Origin of the sequence: Planotetraspora sp. A-T 1434 (assembly GCF_025420585.1) — a bacterium.
Lineage (GTDB): Bacteria > Actinomycetota > Actinomycetes > Streptosporangiales > Streptosporangiaceae > JAOEGB01.
On the sequence record NZ_JAOEGB010000025.1, the window covers coordinates 68,640 to 86,000 of the forward strand.

At 70.0% G+C, this 17,361-nt stretch carries 16 protein-coding genes; 11 read left to right on the forward strand and 5 right to left on the reverse strand.

The genetic code is table 11. From position 1 onward, the window contains the following. Positions 1 to 288: 288 nt before the first annotated feature. Together N5079_RS27645 and N5079_RS27650 are read left to right on the forward strand one after the other, a co-directional pair. On the forward strand, positions 289 to 1,443 hold the full coding sequence (locus N5079_RS27645) for a thiolase C-terminal domain-containing protein (protein WP_261587063.1): 1,155 nt from the start codon (positions 289 to 291) through the stop codon (positions 1,441 to 1,443). 98 nt (positions 1,444 to 1,541) lie between these two features. Continuing rightward, on the forward strand, positions 1,542 to 1,775 hold the full coding sequence (locus tag N5079_RS27650; protein WP_261587064.1) for a hypothetical protein: 234 nt from the start codon (positions 1,542 to 1,544) through the stop codon (positions 1,773 to 1,775). On the opposite strand, the gene N5079_RS27655 is transcribed toward N5079_RS27650, so the two are convergent. Beyond that, the gene (locus tag N5079_RS27655; protein ID WP_261587065.1) at positions 1,772 to 2,716 is read right to left on the reverse strand and encodes an SIS domain-containing protein; all 945 of its coding nucleotides are present in this window, start codon (positions 2,714 to 2,716) and stop codon (positions 1,772 to 1,774) included. The two genes, N5079_RS27650 and N5079_RS27655, sit on opposite strands and share 4 nt — an antisense overlap. Before the next feature lie 134 nt (positions 2,717 to 2,850). After that, on the reverse strand, positions 2,851 to 4,044 hold the full coding sequence (locus N5079_RS27660; RefSeq protein WP_261587066.1) for a hypothetical protein: 1,194 nt from the start codon (positions 4,042 to 4,044) through the stop codon (positions 2,851 to 2,853). Between the two features lie 135 nt (positions 4,045 to 4,179). On the opposite strand from N5079_RS27660, the gene N5079_RS27665 reads away from it, so the two are divergent. The 4 genes from N5079_RS27665 to N5079_RS27680 are packed head-to-tail and all read left to right on the forward strand — an operon-like array spanning position 4,180 to position 8,006. Further along, the gene (locus N5079_RS27665; RefSeq protein ID WP_261587067.1) at positions 4,180 to 5,283 is read left to right on the forward strand and encodes a spermidine/putrescine ABC transporter substrate-binding protein; all 1,104 of its coding nucleotides are present in this window, start codon (positions 4,180 to 4,182) and stop codon (positions 5,281 to 5,283) included. Between the two features lie 11 nt (positions 5,284 to 5,294). Then, on the forward strand, positions 5,295 to 6,140 hold the full coding sequence (locus N5079_RS27670; RefSeq protein ID WP_261587068.1) for an ABC transporter permease: 846 nt from the start codon (positions 5,295 to 5,297) through the stop codon (positions 6,138 to 6,140). Beyond that, on the forward strand, positions 6,130 to 6,915 hold the full coding sequence (locus N5079_RS27675; protein WP_261587069.1) for an ABC transporter permease: 786 nt from the start codon (positions 6,130 to 6,132) through the stop codon (positions 6,913 to 6,915). The genes N5079_RS27670 and N5079_RS27675 overlap by 11 nt, the downstream gene beginning before the upstream one ends. 5 nt (positions 6,916 to 6,920) lie before the next feature. After that, positions 6,921 to 8,006, forward strand: coding sequence for an ABC transporter ATP-binding protein (locus N5079_RS27680; protein WP_261587070.1), 1,086 nt, complete (start codon positions 6,921 to 6,923; stop codon positions 8,004 to 8,006). Here N5079_RS27680 and N5079_RS27685 read toward each other — a convergent pair. After that, positions 7,978 to 8,619 carry a TetR/AcrR family transcriptional regulator gene (locus tag N5079_RS27685; protein WP_261587071.1) on the reverse strand — a complete coding sequence of 214 codons (642 nt, stop codon included), beginning with the start codon at positions 8,617 to 8,619 and terminating at the stop codon, positions 7,978 to 7,980. The two genes, N5079_RS27680 and N5079_RS27685, sit on opposite strands and share 29 nt — an antisense overlap. Positions 8,620 to 8,724: 105 nt before the next feature. Here N5079_RS27685 and N5079_RS27690 point away from each other — a divergent pair, with 105 nt between their 5' ends. The 3 genes from N5079_RS27690 to N5079_RS27700 all read left to right on the forward strand — a co-directional run bounded on the left by N5079_RS27690 (position 8,725) and on the right by N5079_RS27700 (position 12,997). Further along, positions 8,725 to 10,035, forward strand: coding sequence for a glycosyltransferase (locus N5079_RS27690; protein WP_261587072.1), 1,311 nt, complete (start codon positions 8,725 to 8,727; stop codon positions 10,033 to 10,035). Further along, entirely contained in the window at positions 10,032 to 11,414 is a 1,383-nt protein-coding gene (locus tag N5079_RS27695) for an NAD(P)/FAD-dependent oxidoreductase (protein WP_261587073.1), read from the forward strand. Before N5079_RS27690 ends, N5079_RS27695 begins: the two co-directional genes overlap by 4 nt. A gap of 185 nt (positions 11,415 to 11,599) precedes the next feature. Then, complete coding sequence (locus N5079_RS27700; RefSeq protein ID WP_261587074.1) at positions 11,600 to 12,997, forward strand: aminobutyraldehyde dehydrogenase; 1,398 nt, start codon at positions 11,600 to 11,602, stop codon at positions 12,995 to 12,997. Positions 12,998 to 13,071: 74 nt separating this feature from the next. Here N5079_RS27700 and N5079_RS27705 read toward each other — a convergent pair whose 3' ends face one another. Together N5079_RS27705 and N5079_RS27710 are read right to left on the reverse strand one after the other, a co-directional pair. Then, positions 13,072 to 13,767 (reverse strand): DNA alkylation repair protein, encoded by a 696-nt coding sequence (locus tag N5079_RS27705; RefSeq protein WP_261587075.1) that lies wholly within the window; start codon positions 13,765 to 13,767, stop codon positions 13,072 to 13,074. Beyond that, positions 13,764 to 14,438, reverse strand: a complete 675-nt coding sequence (locus tag N5079_RS27710) for a TetR/AcrR family transcriptional regulator (protein ID WP_261587076.1) — start codon at positions 14,436 to 14,438, stop codon at positions 13,764 to 13,766. Before N5079_RS27710 ends, N5079_RS27705 begins: the two co-directional genes overlap by 4 nt. A 97-nt stretch (positions 14,439 to 14,535) precedes the next feature. On the opposite strand from N5079_RS27710, the gene N5079_RS27715 reads away from it, so the two are divergent. Further along, positions 14,536 to 15,687, forward strand: coding sequence for an acetyl-CoA C-acetyltransferase (locus tag N5079_RS27715; protein ID WP_261587077.1), 1,152 nt, complete (start codon positions 14,536 to 14,538; stop codon positions 15,685 to 15,687). A gap of 168 nt (positions 15,688 to 15,855) precedes the next feature. Continuing rightward, on the forward strand, positions 15,856 to 17,232 hold the full coding sequence (locus tag N5079_RS27720; protein ID WP_261587078.1) for an alkaline phosphatase D family protein: 1,377 nt from the start codon (positions 15,856 to 15,858) through the stop codon (positions 17,230 to 17,232). The last annotated feature ends 129 nt before the right edge of the window (positions 17,233 to 17,361 follow it).

Sequence of the window (17,361 nt, forward strand, 5' to 3'; positions counted from 1 at the left end):
CCAGCGCGGAGGCCGCGCCGAACGCGCTTGAACCAAGCGCTCGCTTGGTGAGCGTATACCGACACATGCCCGGAGGGCTACCGCTACGCGCGCGGCCGTACGGATAGCCGAGCAAGCGCTTGCCTAAATCGAGGGGCTGAGGTTAGCGTGGCGTCCGGGCACCAGAACGCCGCCCGCCGGGATGGATCGCGCCCCGCCCCGGCGGGCGGCACGGCGGCGGCCCAAGGAGGTGTGCATGATCACGACTGGGGAATGCGCAGGTCGTGATGGAGATCCGGGAACCCGCGCATGATCACGACCGGGGGATGCGTGATCACGCCGAGGGGGTGGGGGGAGGCGGCGGTTGCCGGGGTCGGGATGACCGCGCTGACCCGCGAGTCGGGGCGTGGAGAGCTGGACCTCGCGATGGAGGCCTGCCGGGCCGCGATGGCCGACGCGGCGGTGGAACCCGGCGAGATCGACGCCGTCCTCAGCTATCACATGAACGACTCCGTCCCGGCCATCCAGGTCGCCCGGGCGCTGCGCATCGAGCCGATCGGCTGGCACAACGACATCACGGGTGGTGGCACCCAGGCGGCGTCCATCCTCGGAGACGCCGCCATGCTCATCGCCGGTGGAGCCGCCCGGACCGTCCTCATATATCGCGCCTTGAACGGACGATCCGGCAAGCGGATGAGCACGGTCCAGGCGGGGCCGCAGGAGAGTTTCACGATCCCGTACGGCGTGGCCGGCCCGATCCCGCTGTTCGCGCTGGCGGCCCAGCGCTACCTGCACGACACGGGGCTGTCGGAGGAGCACCTGCACGCCGTCGTCGCGCAGTCGCGCGACAACGCCGCGGCCAACCCACGCGCCCTGCGCCGCGACCCGCTGCCGCTCGCCGACTACCTGGCCAGGCCGTACGTCTGCACGCCGCTCAGGACCGCCGACTGCTGCCAGGAGACCGACGGCGCCTGCGCGCTGGTGGTCCGCGACGTACGGCTGGCACCGGAGGAGCCGCGGATCCACACCGTCGTCCGGGGCGGCGGCGAGGGCTGCTCGACCATGGACCGGTCCCATGACGTCACAAGGATCTTCTCCGGGCACATCGCCGGACGGCTGTGGGGGTCCTCCGGACTGTCGCCACGAGAGGTTGACGTGGCGTTCCTCTACGACGCGTACTCCTGGCTGGTGCCCCGGCAACTGGAGGACTTCGGGCTGGTGGACCGCGCTGACCTGGGCGGATTCCTGCTCGGCCGGGGTCACGGGCCCGCCGGGGAGGTGCCGGTCAACCCCCACGGCGGGCTCCTCTCCGAAGGCTACGTCCACGGTCTCAACAACGTGGCGGAGGCCGTCCGCTCGTTGCGATTTGGTCACGGCTTGGATCACGGCTCGGGTCACGGTGTCGCGCTCGTCACCGGCTTCGGCGGCAGCTACGGCAGTGCGGCGCTCCTCGTGACGTCGTGAAATGCCCCGTCGATGCGCCCGCAGAGGCAATAGTCACTCTTGCGGCCTATGGGCTACGCTCCGTCTACCTTTCAGAACGAACGCGCGGAGAAAGACCCATGGGCAGGCACAGGCGCGGGAAAATGCAGGGCATCGAGACCGTGGGGGATCTCATCGACGCTCTGGAGCGTTTCGATCCAGACCTCGAAGTGCGGTTCGCTGTGCAGCCGCGGATGCCCATGAGCTACACGATCGGCCCGCTCGCAGAGTTCGACTACATCCTGTGGATCGGCGAGGCGAAGTCCGACGGCTACGTCCCCGACGACGCCGCCACCCGCCTCGGCTGGCGCTAGATCCAGTACGTGGCCGCGAGGAGTTCGGCCACCAGCGTCTCGGTGAGCAGGGCGACGTCCGGGTCGTCGTCATGCAGGTAGCGGACCGACGCGGCCTGCCCCTCACGATCACCACCCACAGTCACCACGGTCGAGCCCCGCTGGCGGATCCAGTCCATCGCCTGCTCGTCGTAGCGGGAGCCGGGGAACAGCAGAGCCCGGTAGTCGTACGTCTTCGTCAGATACACGTCCACGTGGGCCCAGTCGCCGGTCTCGCAGGCGTCCGCCTGGCGGCGCGGCCCCTCCCGGAACATCAGCGCGGACTGCTCGGCCGATGACAGCCGCTCGGCGGGCGCGATCGTGTAGACGCCGTACGGCCCGTCGAGCAGCGTCGCCGTCTCCTCCAGCCAGTCGCCGCGCCGGTCGAGGAGGTCGGCGGTGGCTTCGGCGGCCCGCCGTACGAGCCCTGAGATCTCGTTTCCGGCGTGGGCCTTCGCGGTGAAGGCGAGCAGGAGGGCCAGCGTGTGCTGGAACGTCCGGCAGGCCACGCCGCCCCGCTCCTCGCCCGCGACCATGGGCACCACCAGGCCGGCGCCCTGGGTGATAGCGGAACCCGGCTTGTTGGTCATGGCAACGACGAAGGACGCTCCCGCGTGGCGGGACACGGCGTCGAGCGTCTCGCGGCTGCCGCCGGACGCCGAGATGGCGACCGCCAGCGTCCGTGGGCCCGGGGGAGTGCCCATCGACGCGGAGGCGTATTCGGCGACCGCGTCGATCCCCGCCGCCCGCAGGCGCTGGGCCGCCACGCCCGCGGCGTACCGTGAGCTGCCCATCCCGAGGAACACCACCCGGTCGTACTCCGGCAGTCCCTCGAACGGGTCTTCCCTGTCGAGGAAGTCCGCCAGCGCGCCCAGCGCCTCCGGCTTGGCCTCCAGGTCGGCCAGATAAAGCTCAGCGTCCACCACACCCGCCCCTCACCGTTGTTGTGATCATGCACACCTTCCCGCTCGTCCCGCCCCGCCTGCCCCAACCCTCCGCCGTGATCATGCACACCTTCCCGCGCTGCTCCTCTGACCAGTGCGAGCCGCATGTCTGATCATGCGAACCACGAACGCAGCACTCCCATGGGGGCGTAGCGCCAGCGCGGCAGGTGGCGAGCCGCGTAGATCAGCTCGCGGCATTCCTGCTCGACCTCGAACGGCCGCAGCAACGACCGGTCGAGCAGCTCCTCCCGGCCCGCCTCGGCCAGCGCGTCAGCATAGGCTGACTCCACGCCCGCGCGTGCCGCCGCCACCCAGGCGACCATGGCGGCGGGGTCCATGGACCTCCGCTTGATCGCCACCTGGCCGACGTGCTCCACGCTCGTCGTGAGCTGGGCCAGGTCACGCGCGGCGGGCTGGAACGCTTCGGCGTCCGTCACGGTCGGGTTGCCGTCGAAGTCCACCACGGCGTACCCCTCGCGCCACCGGAGGATCTGGCCCACGTGCAGGTCGCCGTGGATCCGGATGAGCGGGCTCCTCCCGGCGGACGCCAGCGGAGCGAGCTCCCGCCGCAGGTGGTCGGCGTGCAGGCGCAGCCATTCCGCGTCATTCAGCCATTCCTTGCCGCTCGGCAGGTCCGGGTCGTGAAGCCGGTCCTGGTCGTTCAGCCGGTCCGGGTCGTGGAGCGTGAGCGCCTCCCGTAGCGCCTCCTCCGCCCGTGCCGCGAAGCCGGGCCGTGCCGCAGAGCCGGGGCGGGGCGGCAGCCGCACCGGATCGGGGAAGATCTCGGATGGCGTGGCCATGGCGACGTGCAACTCGGCGGCCAGGCGGCCGATCTCGGCGGCGAAAGCCGTACGGCCCGCGACGGCCTCGTCCACGCACCACTCCCAGCCGTCCTGCGCGCCCGGCAGGTACGCGGTGACCAGGGCGACCAGCGCCTCCTCCCAGAAGATCGCGGCGTACGGCGTGGCCGTCCGGTGGAATCCGGCCAGATGAGCGAGCAGCCCGGGGGCGGGATGCGGCGCCCGCGACGGCCGTGGGAACCACTTGACCACCACGGTCTCGCCCGCGATCACCGAGTGGTTCGTCTGGTCGACGGCGATCGCCCGCTCACCGGGTGGTACGGCAGGCAGGGGGGCCAGCGCCCGCACCGAGAAGGGCGGCGGGACCCCCCGGCCATCGTGGGCCTCCACCGCGGACGCGCCCTGAGCCAGCGTCCGGATGACGGCCTCGGTGACGCCCTCCCTCGCTTCAAGTTCCAGTGAGCCGTCGGGCCGTTCGGACACGGCCGGCCATAGCGAGGGTTCCACGCACTCTCCCGTGCTGTTCCTGAATCATAATTCAAATCGAAACACAAAAGTAAAGCTCACGATGCTGGACAAAGTCTTGTCTAGGTTGAGCAGTCCTGCAACACTGACGGCCATCCTCATCGCAAGGGAGCCCCCATGCCGCGTCACGTGCCCGTCGCTCTGGCCTCCGCCGGCCTGGCGTTCGCCCTCGCCGCCTGTGGCGGCGCCTCGACAACGGACTCCGGTGGGCAGGCCGCACCTGACGCGCTCAACGCCAAGGCGGACCTCTCCAAGCAGAGCCTCACGATCTCCATCTGGGACGGTTACAGCCCCAAGGACCTGCCGCAGCAGGTCAAGGCGAAGCTCGGCTTCGACACCAAGGTGGCCATCCACGACACCAACGAGACCGTGATGGCGAAGCTGACGGCCGGTGGCGACAGCGGCATCGACGTGGCCTTCGTCTCGGGGCAGTACGCGCAGGCGCTCAACGCGCAGGGCCTGCTGGAGCCGCTCCACCCCGAGCTGATCCCGAACCTGAAGAACCTCTACCCCGAGGCGACGCAGCTCGCCTACGACAAGGGCAACAAGTTCTCGGTTCCGTACACCTGGGGCACCACGGGGCTGTGCTACCGCAGCGACCTGGTGAAGACGCCGCCGACGAGCTGGAACGACCTGCTCAACCCGTCCGCCGACCTCAAGAAGAAGATCACCATGATGACCACCGAGCGGTGGCTGGCGCTCCCGGCCCTCAAGCTGCTCGGCGCCTCGGTCAACACCACCGACCAGGCCACGCTCGACAAGGCCAAGGCGGCGCTGCTGAAGGTCAAGCCCGACCTCCTGGCCTACGACGACACGACGTTCGGCGACCGGCTCAAGTCCGGCGAGGCCGTGATGGTCGAGGCGTGGGACGGCTGGTGCCCCACGGACCAGAAGAACATCAAGTTCGTGGTGCCGAAGGAGGGCAGCGACCTCTGGACGGACACGATGGTGATCCTCAAGAGCTCGAAGAACAAGGAGGCGGCGCACGCCTTCATCAACTACGTCCTCGAGCCGTCGGTGCACGGCTGGGTGCCCGCGAACATCCTCTACAAGGTCCCGAACAAGGCCGCGATGGACACCGTTGACCCGGCCCTGCTCAAGGATCACCCCGAGCTGGCGCTGCCCCCGGCCGACCTGCTCAAGGGTGAGGGCCTGATCGACCTCGGCGAGGCGTCCACCGCGTACACGCGCCTGTCCACCGAGGTCGCGGCGGCCCAATGACGTCTCCGCCGGTGGTCAGAAAGGCAGTCGCCCGGGTCGTCACACTGGGGCCCGGGTTCGGCTTCCTGACCGTCTTCCTGCTCGTGCCGCTGGCGCTGGTGCTGAGCTACACCGTGTTCCGCCGCGGCCGGTTCGGCGGGATCGTCTACCAGCCGACGGGAGAGAACTTCACCCGCCTGGCCGACCCGCTCTACCTCGACGTGGTGGCCGGGTCGGTCAAGATCGCGGCGCTGACGACGGTGCTGGCGCTGCTGCTCGGCTACCCCACGGCGTACATGATCGCGAGGCTGCCCGGCCGGTGGAGGGTCATCGCCCTGGTGGCCGTCGTGCTGCCGTTCTGGACGAACTTCCTCATCCGGACGTACGCCTGGATCGTCCTGCTGAACTCGCAGGGGCCGGTCAACTCCGCACTGAAGGCCCTCGGGCTCGGCCCCGTCGAACTGCTCTACACCGACGGGGCCATCGTCGCCGGGCTCCTCTACGCGTACCTGCCGTTGATGATCCTGCCGCTCTACTCGGCCATCGAGCGCCTGGACCCCCAGCTCAGGGAGGCCTCGGCGAACCTGGGCGCGCGGCCGGCCCGCACGTTCTGGTCGGTCACGCTGCCGCTCTCGCTGCCCGGGGTGCTGACGGGCTGCGTGTTCGTCTTCGTGCCGAGCCTGGGCAACTTCGTCATCCCCGAACTGCTCGGCGGAGGCCGCCGGATCATGGTGGGCAACCTCATCCGCGACCAGTTCCTCAAGGCCAGGGACTATCCGTTCGGGTCGGTGCTCGCGCTCGCCGTGATCGCCGTGCTCGTGCTGCTGCTGTTCGCCCAGGCCTGGGCCAGCCGGAGGGCGGGCCGCGATGCGTCGTAAGTCAACCGCCGGAAACGGCTGGCTGCGCCTGCCGTTCTGGCTCACCTACCTGTTCCTGTACGCGCCGATCGCCGTGCTCGTCGTCATGTCGTTCAACCGGAACAAGTCGCCGTACTCGTGGGGCGGCTTCTCCCTCGACTGGTACGGCAGGCTCGCGGGGAACTCCGACATCCGCACGGGCCTGGTGAACACGCTGATCGTCGCCTTCGGCTCGACCGCGCTGTCCACGATCCTCGGCACGCTGCTGGCGATCGGCCTGGCGCGTCACACGCGGTCGAAGCTGCTGGACGCGCTGGCCACGCTGCCCGCGATCCTGCCCGACCTCGTCCTGGCGATCGGCCTGCTGGTGTTCTACTCCGCGATCAAGATGACGCTGGGGCTGCACTCGGTGCTGATCGCGCACACGGTGTTCGGCATGGCCTTCGTGGCGGCGGTCGTCCGGGCGCGGCTGGGCCACGTGGACACGTCGCTGGAGGAGGCATCCCGGGACCTCGGCGCGACGCCGTTCACCACCTTCACCAAGGTCACGCTGCCGACGCTCGCGCCCGGCATCGTGGCGGGCGCGCTGCTGGCCTTCACGCTCTCGCTCGACGAGTTCGTGATCGCGTTCTTCACGGCGGCCCCATCCCAGCCGACCCTGCCCATCGTCATCTACTCGATGGTGCGGTTCGGCGTCACTCCTGAGATCAACGCGCTGGCGACGCTGCTGCTCGCGGTGAGCTTCACCGTCGTGATCGCCGCCCAGCGCCTGACCAAGCTGACCGAGGCGCTGTGAATCACATGACGGGGACCACCACCACGACCAGTCTGATCTCCATCGACGGCGTCAGCCGCCGGTTCGGCGATGTGACCGCGCTCGACTCGGTCAGCCTGGACATCCGGCAGGGCGAGTTCTTCGCGCTGCTCGGGCCCTCCGGCTGCGGCAAGACGACCCTGCTGCGGATCCTCGCCGGGTTCGAGGAGCCGGACACCGGCTCGGTGCGGCTCGACGGCGCCGACCTGCTGGCCGTCCCGGCCCACCGCCGCCCGGTCAACCTGATGTTCCAGTCGTACGCGCTCTTCCCGCACATGAGCGTGGAGAAGAACGTGGCCTACGGCCTGGAGCGGGAGAAGCTGCCCCGCGAGGAGATCAGAAAGCGGGTCTCCGAGGTGCTGGAGACCGTGGGCCTGGCCGCCCACGCCCGCCGCAGGCCGCACCAGCTGTCGGGCGGGCAGCGCCAGCGGGTGGCGCTCGCGCGGGCGATCGTGAAGCGCCCCCGGCTGCTGCTGCTCGACGAGCCGCTGTCCGCGCTGGACAAGAAGGTGCGGGCCGAGATGCAGCTCGAACTCAAGCGGCTCCAGCACGAGGTCGGCATCACCTTCGTCGTGGTCACCCACGACCAGGAGGAGGCCATGTCGCTCGCCGACCGCATCGCCGTCATGCAGGGCGGCCGGGTCGAGCAACTGGACGCCCCCGTCGCCCTCTACGACCGGCCGCGCACGCCGTTCGTGGCCGACTTCATCGGGGCCAACAACCTCTTCCCGGGCACCGTGACCGCCAAGGGCCTGGAGGCCGGCGGCCTCGGCGTCCTGCCCGCCCCCGCTGATCTCGCCGCCGATTTCCCGGTGGGCGCGCGGGCGCTGCTCGCCGTCCGTCCAGAGCGGGTACGGCTCGGCGCGGGCGAGCTGAGGGGGACGGTCGTGGACGTCAGCTTCTACGGCGGCACGTCGCATGTGGCGCTGAGCGTGCCCGGCCACGAGGGGCACGTCCTCGTGGCCACCCAGGGGCCGGCGAGGGTCGAGACCGGCGCGGAGGTCCAGCTCGGCTGGAACGCCGCCGACGCCAGCCTCATCCCTGTCAGCGAGCGCGGCGACCGTTCGGTTTGACCGGGTTTGCGGCCTTGAGTGGGTTCCCCGTGGCGAGCCGGGCGTAGTCGAGGATGAGCTCGACCGCCCGCTCCGCGTCGATCGAGTGATGGCGGGCCATGATGCGGTAGCCGTACGCGTCCTCAAGGGCGACGAGGTTGCGGCCGATCGTCTCGGAGTCCTGCGCGAGCGTGAAGATGCCGTGGGCCGCGCCGGTCTCCAGGATCGTCTGGAACATCGACACCTGCCGGTCGAACAGCGTCGTCAGCAGCGTGCCGTACACCCGGTTGCGCCCGGCCGCGCCGCCCAGCTCGCACAGCAGCCGGACGCCCGCGTCGTCGGGGCCCTCGGGGAGGCCCGAACGGATCGTCGTGATGAGCTTCTGCGCCGGGTCGGCGATGCCGCTGATCTTCTTGACGCGCTGCTCGTAAAAGCGCTCCATCCCGGCGTGGTGCGCCTCGATCAGCAGATCGCGCAGGTCGGGGTAGTGGTACAGCACCGCGCCCGAGGTCAGGCCGGCCTCTTCCGCGATCTGGTTCAGATGGACGCCTTCGGCGCCGTGCTGGATCATCGCCCTCCGGGCCGCGTCGATCAGGTCGACCCGCCGGTCCGCCTTGCTCTTGCGCTGAGTCATTGCACCCCGCTTCATCTGCACGCGACACCATACTCTCGCAGGTCTTGACGGGTGCGCTAGATACGTATTTGAATCTCGATTCAACAGGAACCAGGGAGCCCCCAGATGACAGACAAGCAGCTGACGATCCTTTTCATGCCGGAGAGTGCCTACGGCCCGACGAACAACTGCATCGGGATCGGGGACGTCCTGCGTCGCCGCGGTCATCGGGTGGTGTTCGCGGCGGAGGCGTCGTGGAAGGGGAAGCTGCAGGCGCTGGGCTTCGAGGAGGATCTGGTGGACCTGGCGCCGCCGGCCGTTCAGGAGCAGGACGCGGAGGAGCAGGACGCGGGGCAGTTCTGGAAGGACTTCATCCGGGACACGGCTCCGGAGTATCGCAAGAGCACGCGTGCGCAGTTGGAGACGGTGACCAAGCCGATCTGGGACGCGCTGATCGATGGTGTGAAGTATTGCGAGCCGCAGTTGAGGGCCATCATCGAGCGGGTCCGGCCGGACGTCATCGTCGAGGACAACGTCATCACCTTCCCCGCGCTTTTGACGGCGCCGAGACAGGACGGGAGCGGGGTGCCGTTCGTACGGATCGTGTCGTGCAACCCGCTGGAGGTGAAGGGGCCCGGGGTGGCGCCGGTGTTCTCGGGTCTGCCGGCCGCCGACGACAGTGGGTGGGCGGACTTCCGGGCGGAGTATGACCGGACGCATCGGGAGATCTGGGCGGCGTTCAACGAGTGGGTGGTCGAGCAGGGCGCGCCCGCGCTGCCGGAGCTGGAGTTCATCCATGTGGGGGATGCGAACCTCTACGTCTACCCGGAGGTCGTGGACTACACGGCGGAGCGGCCGCTGGATGGCTCCTGGACCCGGCTGGATTCCTCGGTACGGGAGACCGACGAGGAGTTCACCCTGCCGGACATCCCGGGTGAGGGGTCGCTGATCTATTTCTCGCTGGGGTCGCTCGGCTCGGCCGATGTGGAGCTGATGCGCCGGGTGATCTCGGTGCTGGCGAAGACGCCGCACCGCTACATCGTGTCCAAGGGTCCGTTGCACGAGGAAATCGAGCTGGCGCCGAACATGTGGGGTGCGGAGTTCGTGCCCCAGACGAAGATCGTGCCGTTGGTCGACCTGGTCATCACCCACGGCGGGAACAACACGACCACCGAGGCGCTGCACTTCGGCAAGCCGATGATCGTGTTGCCGCTGTTCTGGGACCAGTACGACAACGCCCAGCGCCTCGACGAGACCGGCTACGGCGTCCGCCTCGACACCTACCGGTTCACCGACGAGGAGCTGATCGGGGCGATCGACCGGCTGCTGGGCGACGTGGATCTGCGCTCCCGGCTGGAGGCGGCCGGCGCGGAGATCCGCCGCCGCGACGGCCTGCGGGTCGCCGCCGACGCGATCGAGCGGATCGCCGCCAAGTGATCAAGGATGCCGCTCCCCGGGTGTTCTGGACCGACCAGCCCGGAGCCCCGGGGCCGTGGTCGCCGCTGCGCGGCCGTACGACCGCCGACCTGCTGATCGTCGGCGGCGGGTTCACCGGCCTGTGGGCCGCCGTCCTGGCCAAGGAGGAGAACCCGGCCTGCGACGTGGTCCTCGTCGAGGCCCACTCCGTCGCGTACGGCGCGACCGGCCGCAACGGCGGCTTCATCTCCGACTCGCTCACCCACGGCCTGGGTCACGGGCTCAACCTGTGGCCCACCGAGATCGACACGCTGCTCGCGCTCGGCCGGGAGAACCTCGCGGCGATCGCCGCCTTCGCCGAGGCTCACGGCATCGACGCCGACCTCCATCTGGCCGGCAAGACCACGGTTGCGGTCGAGCCGTACCAGGTCGAGGAGCTGAGGAAGGCCGAGAAGCTGCACCGTGAGCACGGCGAGGACGCCGTGTTCCTCGACCTCGGCGAGATGCGGGCCGACGTCGACTCGCCCACCTACCTCGGGGGCCTCCGCGTCCGTGGGACGGGCGGCGTGCTCGACCCGGCCAAGCTCGCGTGGGGCCTCGCCAGGGTGGCCGACCGGCTCGGCGTGCGCGTCTTCGAGGGCACCAAGGTCACGGGTCTGCGGCAGGCCGGGTCCGCCGTCGAGGTCGCGACCTCGGGACCCGAGGGCGCCGCCGTGATCGGCGCCAAGCAGGTGCTGCTGGCGACCAACGCCTACCCGGCGCCCCTGCGCAGGCTGCGGAGCTTCGTGCTGCCGGTCTGGGACTACGTGCTCGTGACCGAGCCGCTGGCGCCGGGGCAGCGGGAGTCGATCCGCTGGCCGGAGGGCCAGGGGCTCACCGACGCGGGGAATCAGTTCCACTACTACCGGCTGACGGCCGACGGACGCGTCCTGTGGGGCGGGTACGACGCGATCTACAACTTCGGCGGCTCCGGCGAGGAACAGCGGGACGCCTCGCACAACCTGCTCGCCAGGCACTTCTTCGAGACGTTCCCGCAGCTTCACGGCCTGCGTTTCACCCACAGGTGGGGCGGGGCCATCGACTCGACCAGCCGGTTCACGCCGTTCTTCGGGACGGCGATGGGCGGCCGGGTCGCCTACGCTCTCGGGTACACCGGCCTCGGGGTCGGCGCCTCGCGGTTCGGCGCGCTGGTCGGCCTCGACCTGCTCGCCAGGCGATCCACCGAGCGGACGGGGCTCAGGATGGTCCGCCGCCACCCGGTGCCGTTCCCGCCGGAGCCGCTGCGCTGGCCGGTGGTGGAGTTCACCCGCCGGGCCCTGGCCCGTGCCGACGCCGACGAGGGACGTCGCGGCCCCTGGCTCCGCCTCCTCGACCGCTTCGGCATCGGCTTCGACAGCTGACGCCCCCCACCCCTTTCGCCGTGATCATGCACAGGTTCCCGGCTGTACGGCGTGGCCTGCGAAGACGCCGATCGTAATCATGCACAGGTTCCTGGCTGTACGGCGTGGCCTGCGAAGACGCCGATCGTGATCGTGCACGGTAAGCGCCATAGAGAAATAAGCGCCCCAGAGGAAAGAGAACTCCCATGGCAATTTTGATCAACCCCGCTGACGGGCGGCCCATCGGCGACGTGCCTGACACACCCGTGGAGGCCGTGGCGGCAGCCGTAAGGACCGGGCGTGACGCCTTCGAGCAGTGGCGGGAGACGACGCCGGGGGAGCGGGCGCGGGTGCTGCTGCGGCTCGCGGACCTGGTGGAGCAGGACGCGGAGGAGCTCACCCGGCTGGAGGTCGAGGAGACCGGCAAGCCCGCGGCCGTGTTCCGGGACGGCGAGCTGCCGTTCGCCGTGGACAACCTGCGGTTCTTCGCCGGAGCGGCCAGGTCGCTGGAGGGGACGGGCGCCGGGGTGCTCAGCGCCGGCTACACGTCGGTGCTGATCAGGCGGCCGCTCGGCGTCGTCGGATCGATCGCGCCGTGGAACTTTCCCTTCGTCATGGCGGTCTGGAAGGTCGGCCCGGCGCTCGCGGCGGGGAACGCGGTCGTCATCAAGCCGGCCCCGCAGACCCCGCGCACCACTCTGCGCCTGGCGGAGCTGTTCGCCAAGGCAGGGGCGCCGGACGGGCTGCTCCAGGTCGTGACGGGCGGAGCCGACGTGGGCCAGGCGCTCGTCACCGACCCCGGCGTGGACATGGTCAGCGTCACGGGCTCCACCGAGACCGGCCGTGCCGTCATGCGGGGCGCGGTCGACGGCCTCAAGCGGGTCCACCTGGAGCTGGGCGGCAAGGCCCCGGCTGTGGTGTTCGCCGACGCGGCCCTGGAGGACATGGCGGCCGGCGTCGTCATGGGCGCCACGTACAACACCGGCCAGGACTGCACGGCGGCGACCCGCGTCTACATCGAGCGGTCTCGCTACGCCGAGGCCGTCGAGGCGCTGCGCGACGCGCTCTCACAGGTACGGCCGGGCGACCCGTGGGCAGAGGGCTCCGACATCGGCCCGCTGATCTCGGCGGCCCACCGCGACCGGGTCCACGGCTTCGTGAGCAGGGCGTCCGGACGCGTCGTCACCGGCGGACAGCCCATCGACGGCCCCGGGTTCTACTACGCGCCGACGCTGATCGCCGACGCGGACCAGTCCAGTGAGATCGTGCAGGGAGAGATCTTCGGCCCGGTGCTGGTGGCCGTCCCGTTCGACGGCGAGGACGAGGCGGTGCGCCTCGCCAACGACACGCCGTACGGCCTGGCCTCCTCGGTGTGGTCCACCGACGTGTCCCGGGCGCTGCGCGTGTCCCATCGCCTCGATGTGGGAGTGACCTGGGTGAACGACCACCTGCCCATCGCGTCGGAGGCTCCGCACGGCGGCGTGAAGGGGAGCGGCTTCGGCAAGGACATGAGCCAGGAAGCCGTCCAGGAGTATTCGGCGACCAGGCACCTGATGATCAAGCACGCCGCGCCGCAGGCTCGCGACTCCTTCCGTCCTGCCTGAGATCGCCGTCCCTGTGCATGATCACGGCAAGGGTTTGCGCCGGTACGGCCAGGCAGCCGGGAACATGTGCATGATCACGCGGGGGGTTGGGGTGGGGTGGGGACGTTGCGCAGGGCCTCGCGCCGGGACAGGCCGGTGATGCGCTGGTGGTTCACGTAGCGGACGACCTCGCCGGGGTCGGTCTTGGCATACTCGCGCAACGCCCAGCCGATGGCCTTGCGGGCGAAGAAGTCGATGTCCGACAGGCTCGGCTCGATGCACGCGTACAACAGGCGGACGTCGGTGCGCTCCTTGAAGGCGTTCTGGCAGAGGATCGCCGTGCGCCGCCTCCACAGGTCGGGATCGCGCGCCCACTTCAGCATCAGCGACCGCATCGTGTCGGGGTAGAGGCGCAGCAGGGTGCCGACACGGTGCACGGCGATCTCGTCCACGAGGTCCCACCACGCGCCCGTGACGACCATCTCCTCATACATCGGGAGCGTGTCGAGCGTCTGCCACGACCGGTAAGGGCGGTGGCCGGACAGCTCGATCGCGGCGTACCGCTCCTCGCGGAACTCGGCCTCACGCCAGAGGTCGAGGACCGCCTCCCGCCACTCGGGAGCCGACTCCATGGGGTGCTCGGCGAACACCTGCCGCAGCGCGGCCCGCCGCGGCACGGCCGTCACCCCGAGGAACGGCATCTCGGATTTCATGTACGCCCGCATGGCGGGAGCGCGTGAGGGGTCGGCGATCTCGGTCAGCGCGAGCCGTACCGCCTTGACGATCGTCATGCCCGCTGGCTGGTCCGCTCGCCGGTCGCGAGGCCGTCGAACAGGACGGTGATGTAGTGCTCGGCGAGGCCCTCGGTGTTGAGACGGCCACCCGGGCGGAACCAGCGCACGGCCACCCAGATCGTGTCGCGGATCATCCGATAGGTCAGCTTGGGGTCCACGTCGGAGCGGAACTGCCCGGAGGTCTGGCCGCGCTTGATCTGCTCCACCCACATGCGCTCGACCTCGTCCTCGGCCCTGACGAGGTAGTCGAAGCGGTCCCCGGGGAGGGAGCGCAGGTAGTTCCAGTCGTTCTGCATGACGGTGATGGCCGCGCGGTGCGGCTCCAGCGTGCCGAAGCCGATCCGCACCATCTCCGAGAGGACGGCGCGGGGCTCCCCGGCGTTCTCCAGCGCCACGCGGTAGCGGGCGATCAGATCCTCGAGGAAGGTGCGGAGCACCTCGTCGACGATCGTCTCCTTTGAGTCGAAATGATGGTAGAGACTTCCGGAGAGGATGCCCGCCTCGTCGGCGATCTCACGCACGGTCGTCGCCTGGAAGCCCTTGCGCGCGAAGAGCTCGGCGGCGAGCTTGACGAGGTGGTCGCGCCGCTCCGACGCCGCGCCCGTGGCCGCCGCGCGCTTGGCCTTCGCCGGGGCGGCGGTGGCGCCGGAGTTCTTTCGCTGGTTCACCTCTCCATTATGGGCCCACGAGCAAGGGCTTGTTCACATAACCGCTGCTCCGAACAACCTTCGGCGCACCTAACAAGCGCTTGGTACAATGCCGGTCATGGCTGAGGTTTACATCGTGGGCGCGGTTCGCACACCTGTCGGCAGGCGGAACGGCGGCCTGGCCGCGGCGCACCCCGCCGACCTCGGGGCGCACGTCCTCCGCGCGCTCATGGACAGGACGGGCGTGGACCCGGCCGCGGTGGAGGATGTGGTCTTCGGCTGCGTCGACACCGTGGGGCCGCAGGCAGGCGACATCGCGAGGACGTGCTGGCTCGCGGCCGGGCTGCCCGAGGAGGTCCCCGGCGTCACCGTCGATCGGCAATGCGGCTCGTCGCAGCAGGCCGTCCACTTCGCGGCGCAGGCCGTGCAGAGCGGCAACGCGGACCTCGTCGTGGCCGGGGGCGTGCAGAACATGAGCATGGTGCCGATCGCCTCCGCCATGACCGCAGGAGGCCACTCCGAGGGGCCGTTCAGCGGATCGCACGGCTGGCGGGCGAGGTACGGCACGCGGGAGGTGTCCCAGTTCCGCGGGGCGGAGATGATCGCCGCCCGGTGGGAGATCTCCCGCGAGGACATGGAGGCGTTCGCCTACGCCTCCCATCGGCGCGCGATCGCCGCCATCGACGAGGGCAGGTTCGACCGGGAGATCGTCCCTTACGCAGGCGTGACGGCCGACGAGGGGCCGCGCCGGGACACGACCCCGGACAAGATGGCCGCGCTCAGGACGCTCGTCGAAGGGGGCCGGCTCACGGCGGCCGTCTCCTCCCAGATCTCCGACGGCGCCGCAGCGCTCCTGATCGCCTCGGAGGAGGCCGTCCGCGTCCACGGCCTCACCCCGCGCGCCCGGATCCACCACATGTCCGCCCGGGGCGCCGATCCGATCATGATGCTGTCCGCGCCCATCCCGGCCACCGCGCACGCGCTGCGCAGAGCCGGGATGAAGATCGACGACATCGACGGTGTGGAGATCAACGAGGCGTTCGCGCCCGTGGTGCTCGCCTGGCTCAAGGAGACGGGCGCCGACCCGGCCACGGTCAACCCGAACGGCGGGGCGATCGCGCTCGGCCACCCGCTGGGCGCGACCGGGGCCCGGCTCATGACCTCCCTGCTGCACGAGCTCGAACGCACCGGTGGCCGGTACGGCCTGCAGACCATGTGCGAGGGCGGCGGCCAGGCCAACGTCACGATCATCGAACGCCTCCAGGCGTGATCATTGCCGTGATCATGCAAGACTTCCCGCTCGGCCCTCCGACCTGCCCAATCGTCGATCGTGATCATGCACACGTTCCCCGGCGGGTGCGCCCACCTGCGCCGCCACGAGACGTGATCATGCGCAAACAGCCGCCACAGGCCCGCGTTCTTGGGCAGGATCGGAGCTATGGCGAAATTGGGCTATCCATTTACTTTGGGGGTGGCCTCGGGGGAACCGTTACCCGACGGCGTGATCCTGTGGACCCGTCTGGCCCCCGAGCCGCTCCACCCCACCCGGCCCGGCGGCATGCCCAACCAGGCGATGGCCGTACAGTGGCAGCTCGCCGAGGACGAGGCGTTCGCCCGTGTGGTCCAGTCCGGCACGGCCTCGGCCCAGCCCGACTGGGCCCACAGCGTGCACGTCCGGGTGACGGGCCTGCGGCCGGCCACGGAGTATTTCTACCGGTTCTCCATCGACGGCCACAGCAGCCAGGTGGGCCGCACCAAGACTGCCCCCGACCCCGCCTCGACGGCCCCCGTCCGGTTCGGCGTCGTCTCGTGCCAGCGCTACGAGCATGGCTTCTTCACCGCTCTGCGCCATCTGGCCGATGAGCGTCCCGACGTGATCCTGCATCTCGGCGACTACATCTACGAGTACGGCAAGCCGGCCCACCCCAAGGCCGGCCGGTACGTGCGGCCGCTGGAGTCGGAGGCCGAGTGCAGGACGCTCGGCGACTACCGCAACCGCTACGCCCGCTACCACATGGACGCCGACCTCCAGGCCGCGCACGCCGCCGCGCCCTGGATCGCGATGCCGGACGACCACGAGGTCCGGGACAACTACTCCGGCGCGCTGCCCGGTGACGGCACCAGCCCCGCCGCGTTCCTCAAGCGGAGGGCCGCCGCCTTCAAGGCGTATTACGAGCATCTGCCTCTGCGCGTCCGGCCCAGCGGCCCCAGCCTGCAGAACCACCGCTGGCGGCCGTACGGGCGGGTCGTCGACTTCGTGCTCGTGGACGCCAGGCAGCACCGCGAGGGCCGGGACATGCTCGGCCCCGAGCAGGAGCAGTGGCTCGCCGCGCGGCTGAAGGGCGCGACCGCGCGGTGGAAGGTTCTCGCGCAGGCGGTCTTCTTCGCGCAGCGGAAGTTCCCCCTGGAGCCTCCCAGCACCGACGCCTGGGACGGATTCCCCGAGTCTCGCGCGCGCGTGCTGGCCGAGGCCCCCGACGGCCTGGTCGTGCTGAGCGGGGACGTGCACAACGGCTGGGCCTGCGACCTGCGGGCCGACTGGGCCGACCCGGCGTCCAAGGCGCTCGGCGTGGAGTTCGTCGGGACGTCCGTGACCAGCATGCCGCCGATGACGGACGCGACCGCCATCCTGGCACTGAACCCGCACATCGCGTTCTTCGACCACCGCAGGGGCTACCTGTCCTGTACGGCGAGCATGGACGACTTCCAGACCGACTACCGAGTGGTCGATTTCGTGGACCGGCCGGGAGCGCCGGTGTCGACAGCGGCGGGCTTCCGAGTCAAGGGCAACAAGCTCCAACGAACTGATCTGTAAAATCCAAGGTCAACCCTCTGGCGAATAGGAAAGTTTCCTATTAAATTTCGGGCATGTCTGACCGCTGCCCTGTGTTCACCTACCCCACGTTGGCTACCCACCCCATGTTGCCTGCACACCCCACGACAG

Bases quoted from the DNA above. Each gene is read 5' to 3' on its own strand.
- N5079_RS27645 (WP_261587063.1), top strand. From the start codon at position 289: ATGATCACGACCGGGGGATGCGTGATCACGCCGAGGGGGTGGGGGGAG.
- N5079_RS27650 (WP_261587064.1), top strand. From the start codon at position 1,542: ATGGGCAGGCACAGGCGCGGGAAAATGCAGGGCATCGAGACCGTGGGG.
- N5079_RS27665 (WP_261587067.1), top strand. From the start codon at position 4,180: ATGCCGCGTCACGTGCCCGTCGCTCTGGCCTCCGCCGGCCTGGCGTTC.
- N5079_RS27675 (WP_261587069.1), top strand. From the start codon at position 6,130: ATGCGTCGTAAGTCAACCGCCGGAAACGGCTGGCTGCGCCTGCCGTTC.
- N5079_RS27680 (WP_261587070.1), top strand. From the start codon at position 6,921: ATGACGGGGACCACCACCACGACCAGTCTGATCTCCATCGACGGCGTC.
- N5079_RS27685 (WP_261587071.1), bottom strand. From the start codon at position 8,619: ATGACTCAGCGCAAGAGCAAGGCGGACCGGCGGGTCGACCTGATCGAC.
- N5079_RS27690 (WP_261587072.1), top strand. From the start codon at position 8,725: ATGACAGACAAGCAGCTGACGATCCTTTTCATGCCGGAGAGTGCCTAC.
- N5079_RS27700 (WP_261587074.1), top strand. From the start codon at position 11,600: ATGGCAATTTTGATCAACCCCGCTGACGGGCGGCCCATCGGCGACGTG.
- N5079_RS27705 (WP_261587075.1), bottom strand. From the start codon at position 13,767: ATGACGATCGTCAAGGCGGTACGGCTCGCGCTGACCGAGATCGCCGAC.
- N5079_RS27715 (WP_261587077.1), top strand. From the start codon at position 14,536: ATGGCTGAGGTTTACATCGTGGGCGCGGTTCGCACACCTGTCGGCAGG.
- N5079_RS27720 (WP_261587078.1), top strand. From the start codon at position 15,856: ATGGCGAAATTGGGCTATCCATTTACTTTGGGGGTGGCCTCGGGGGAA.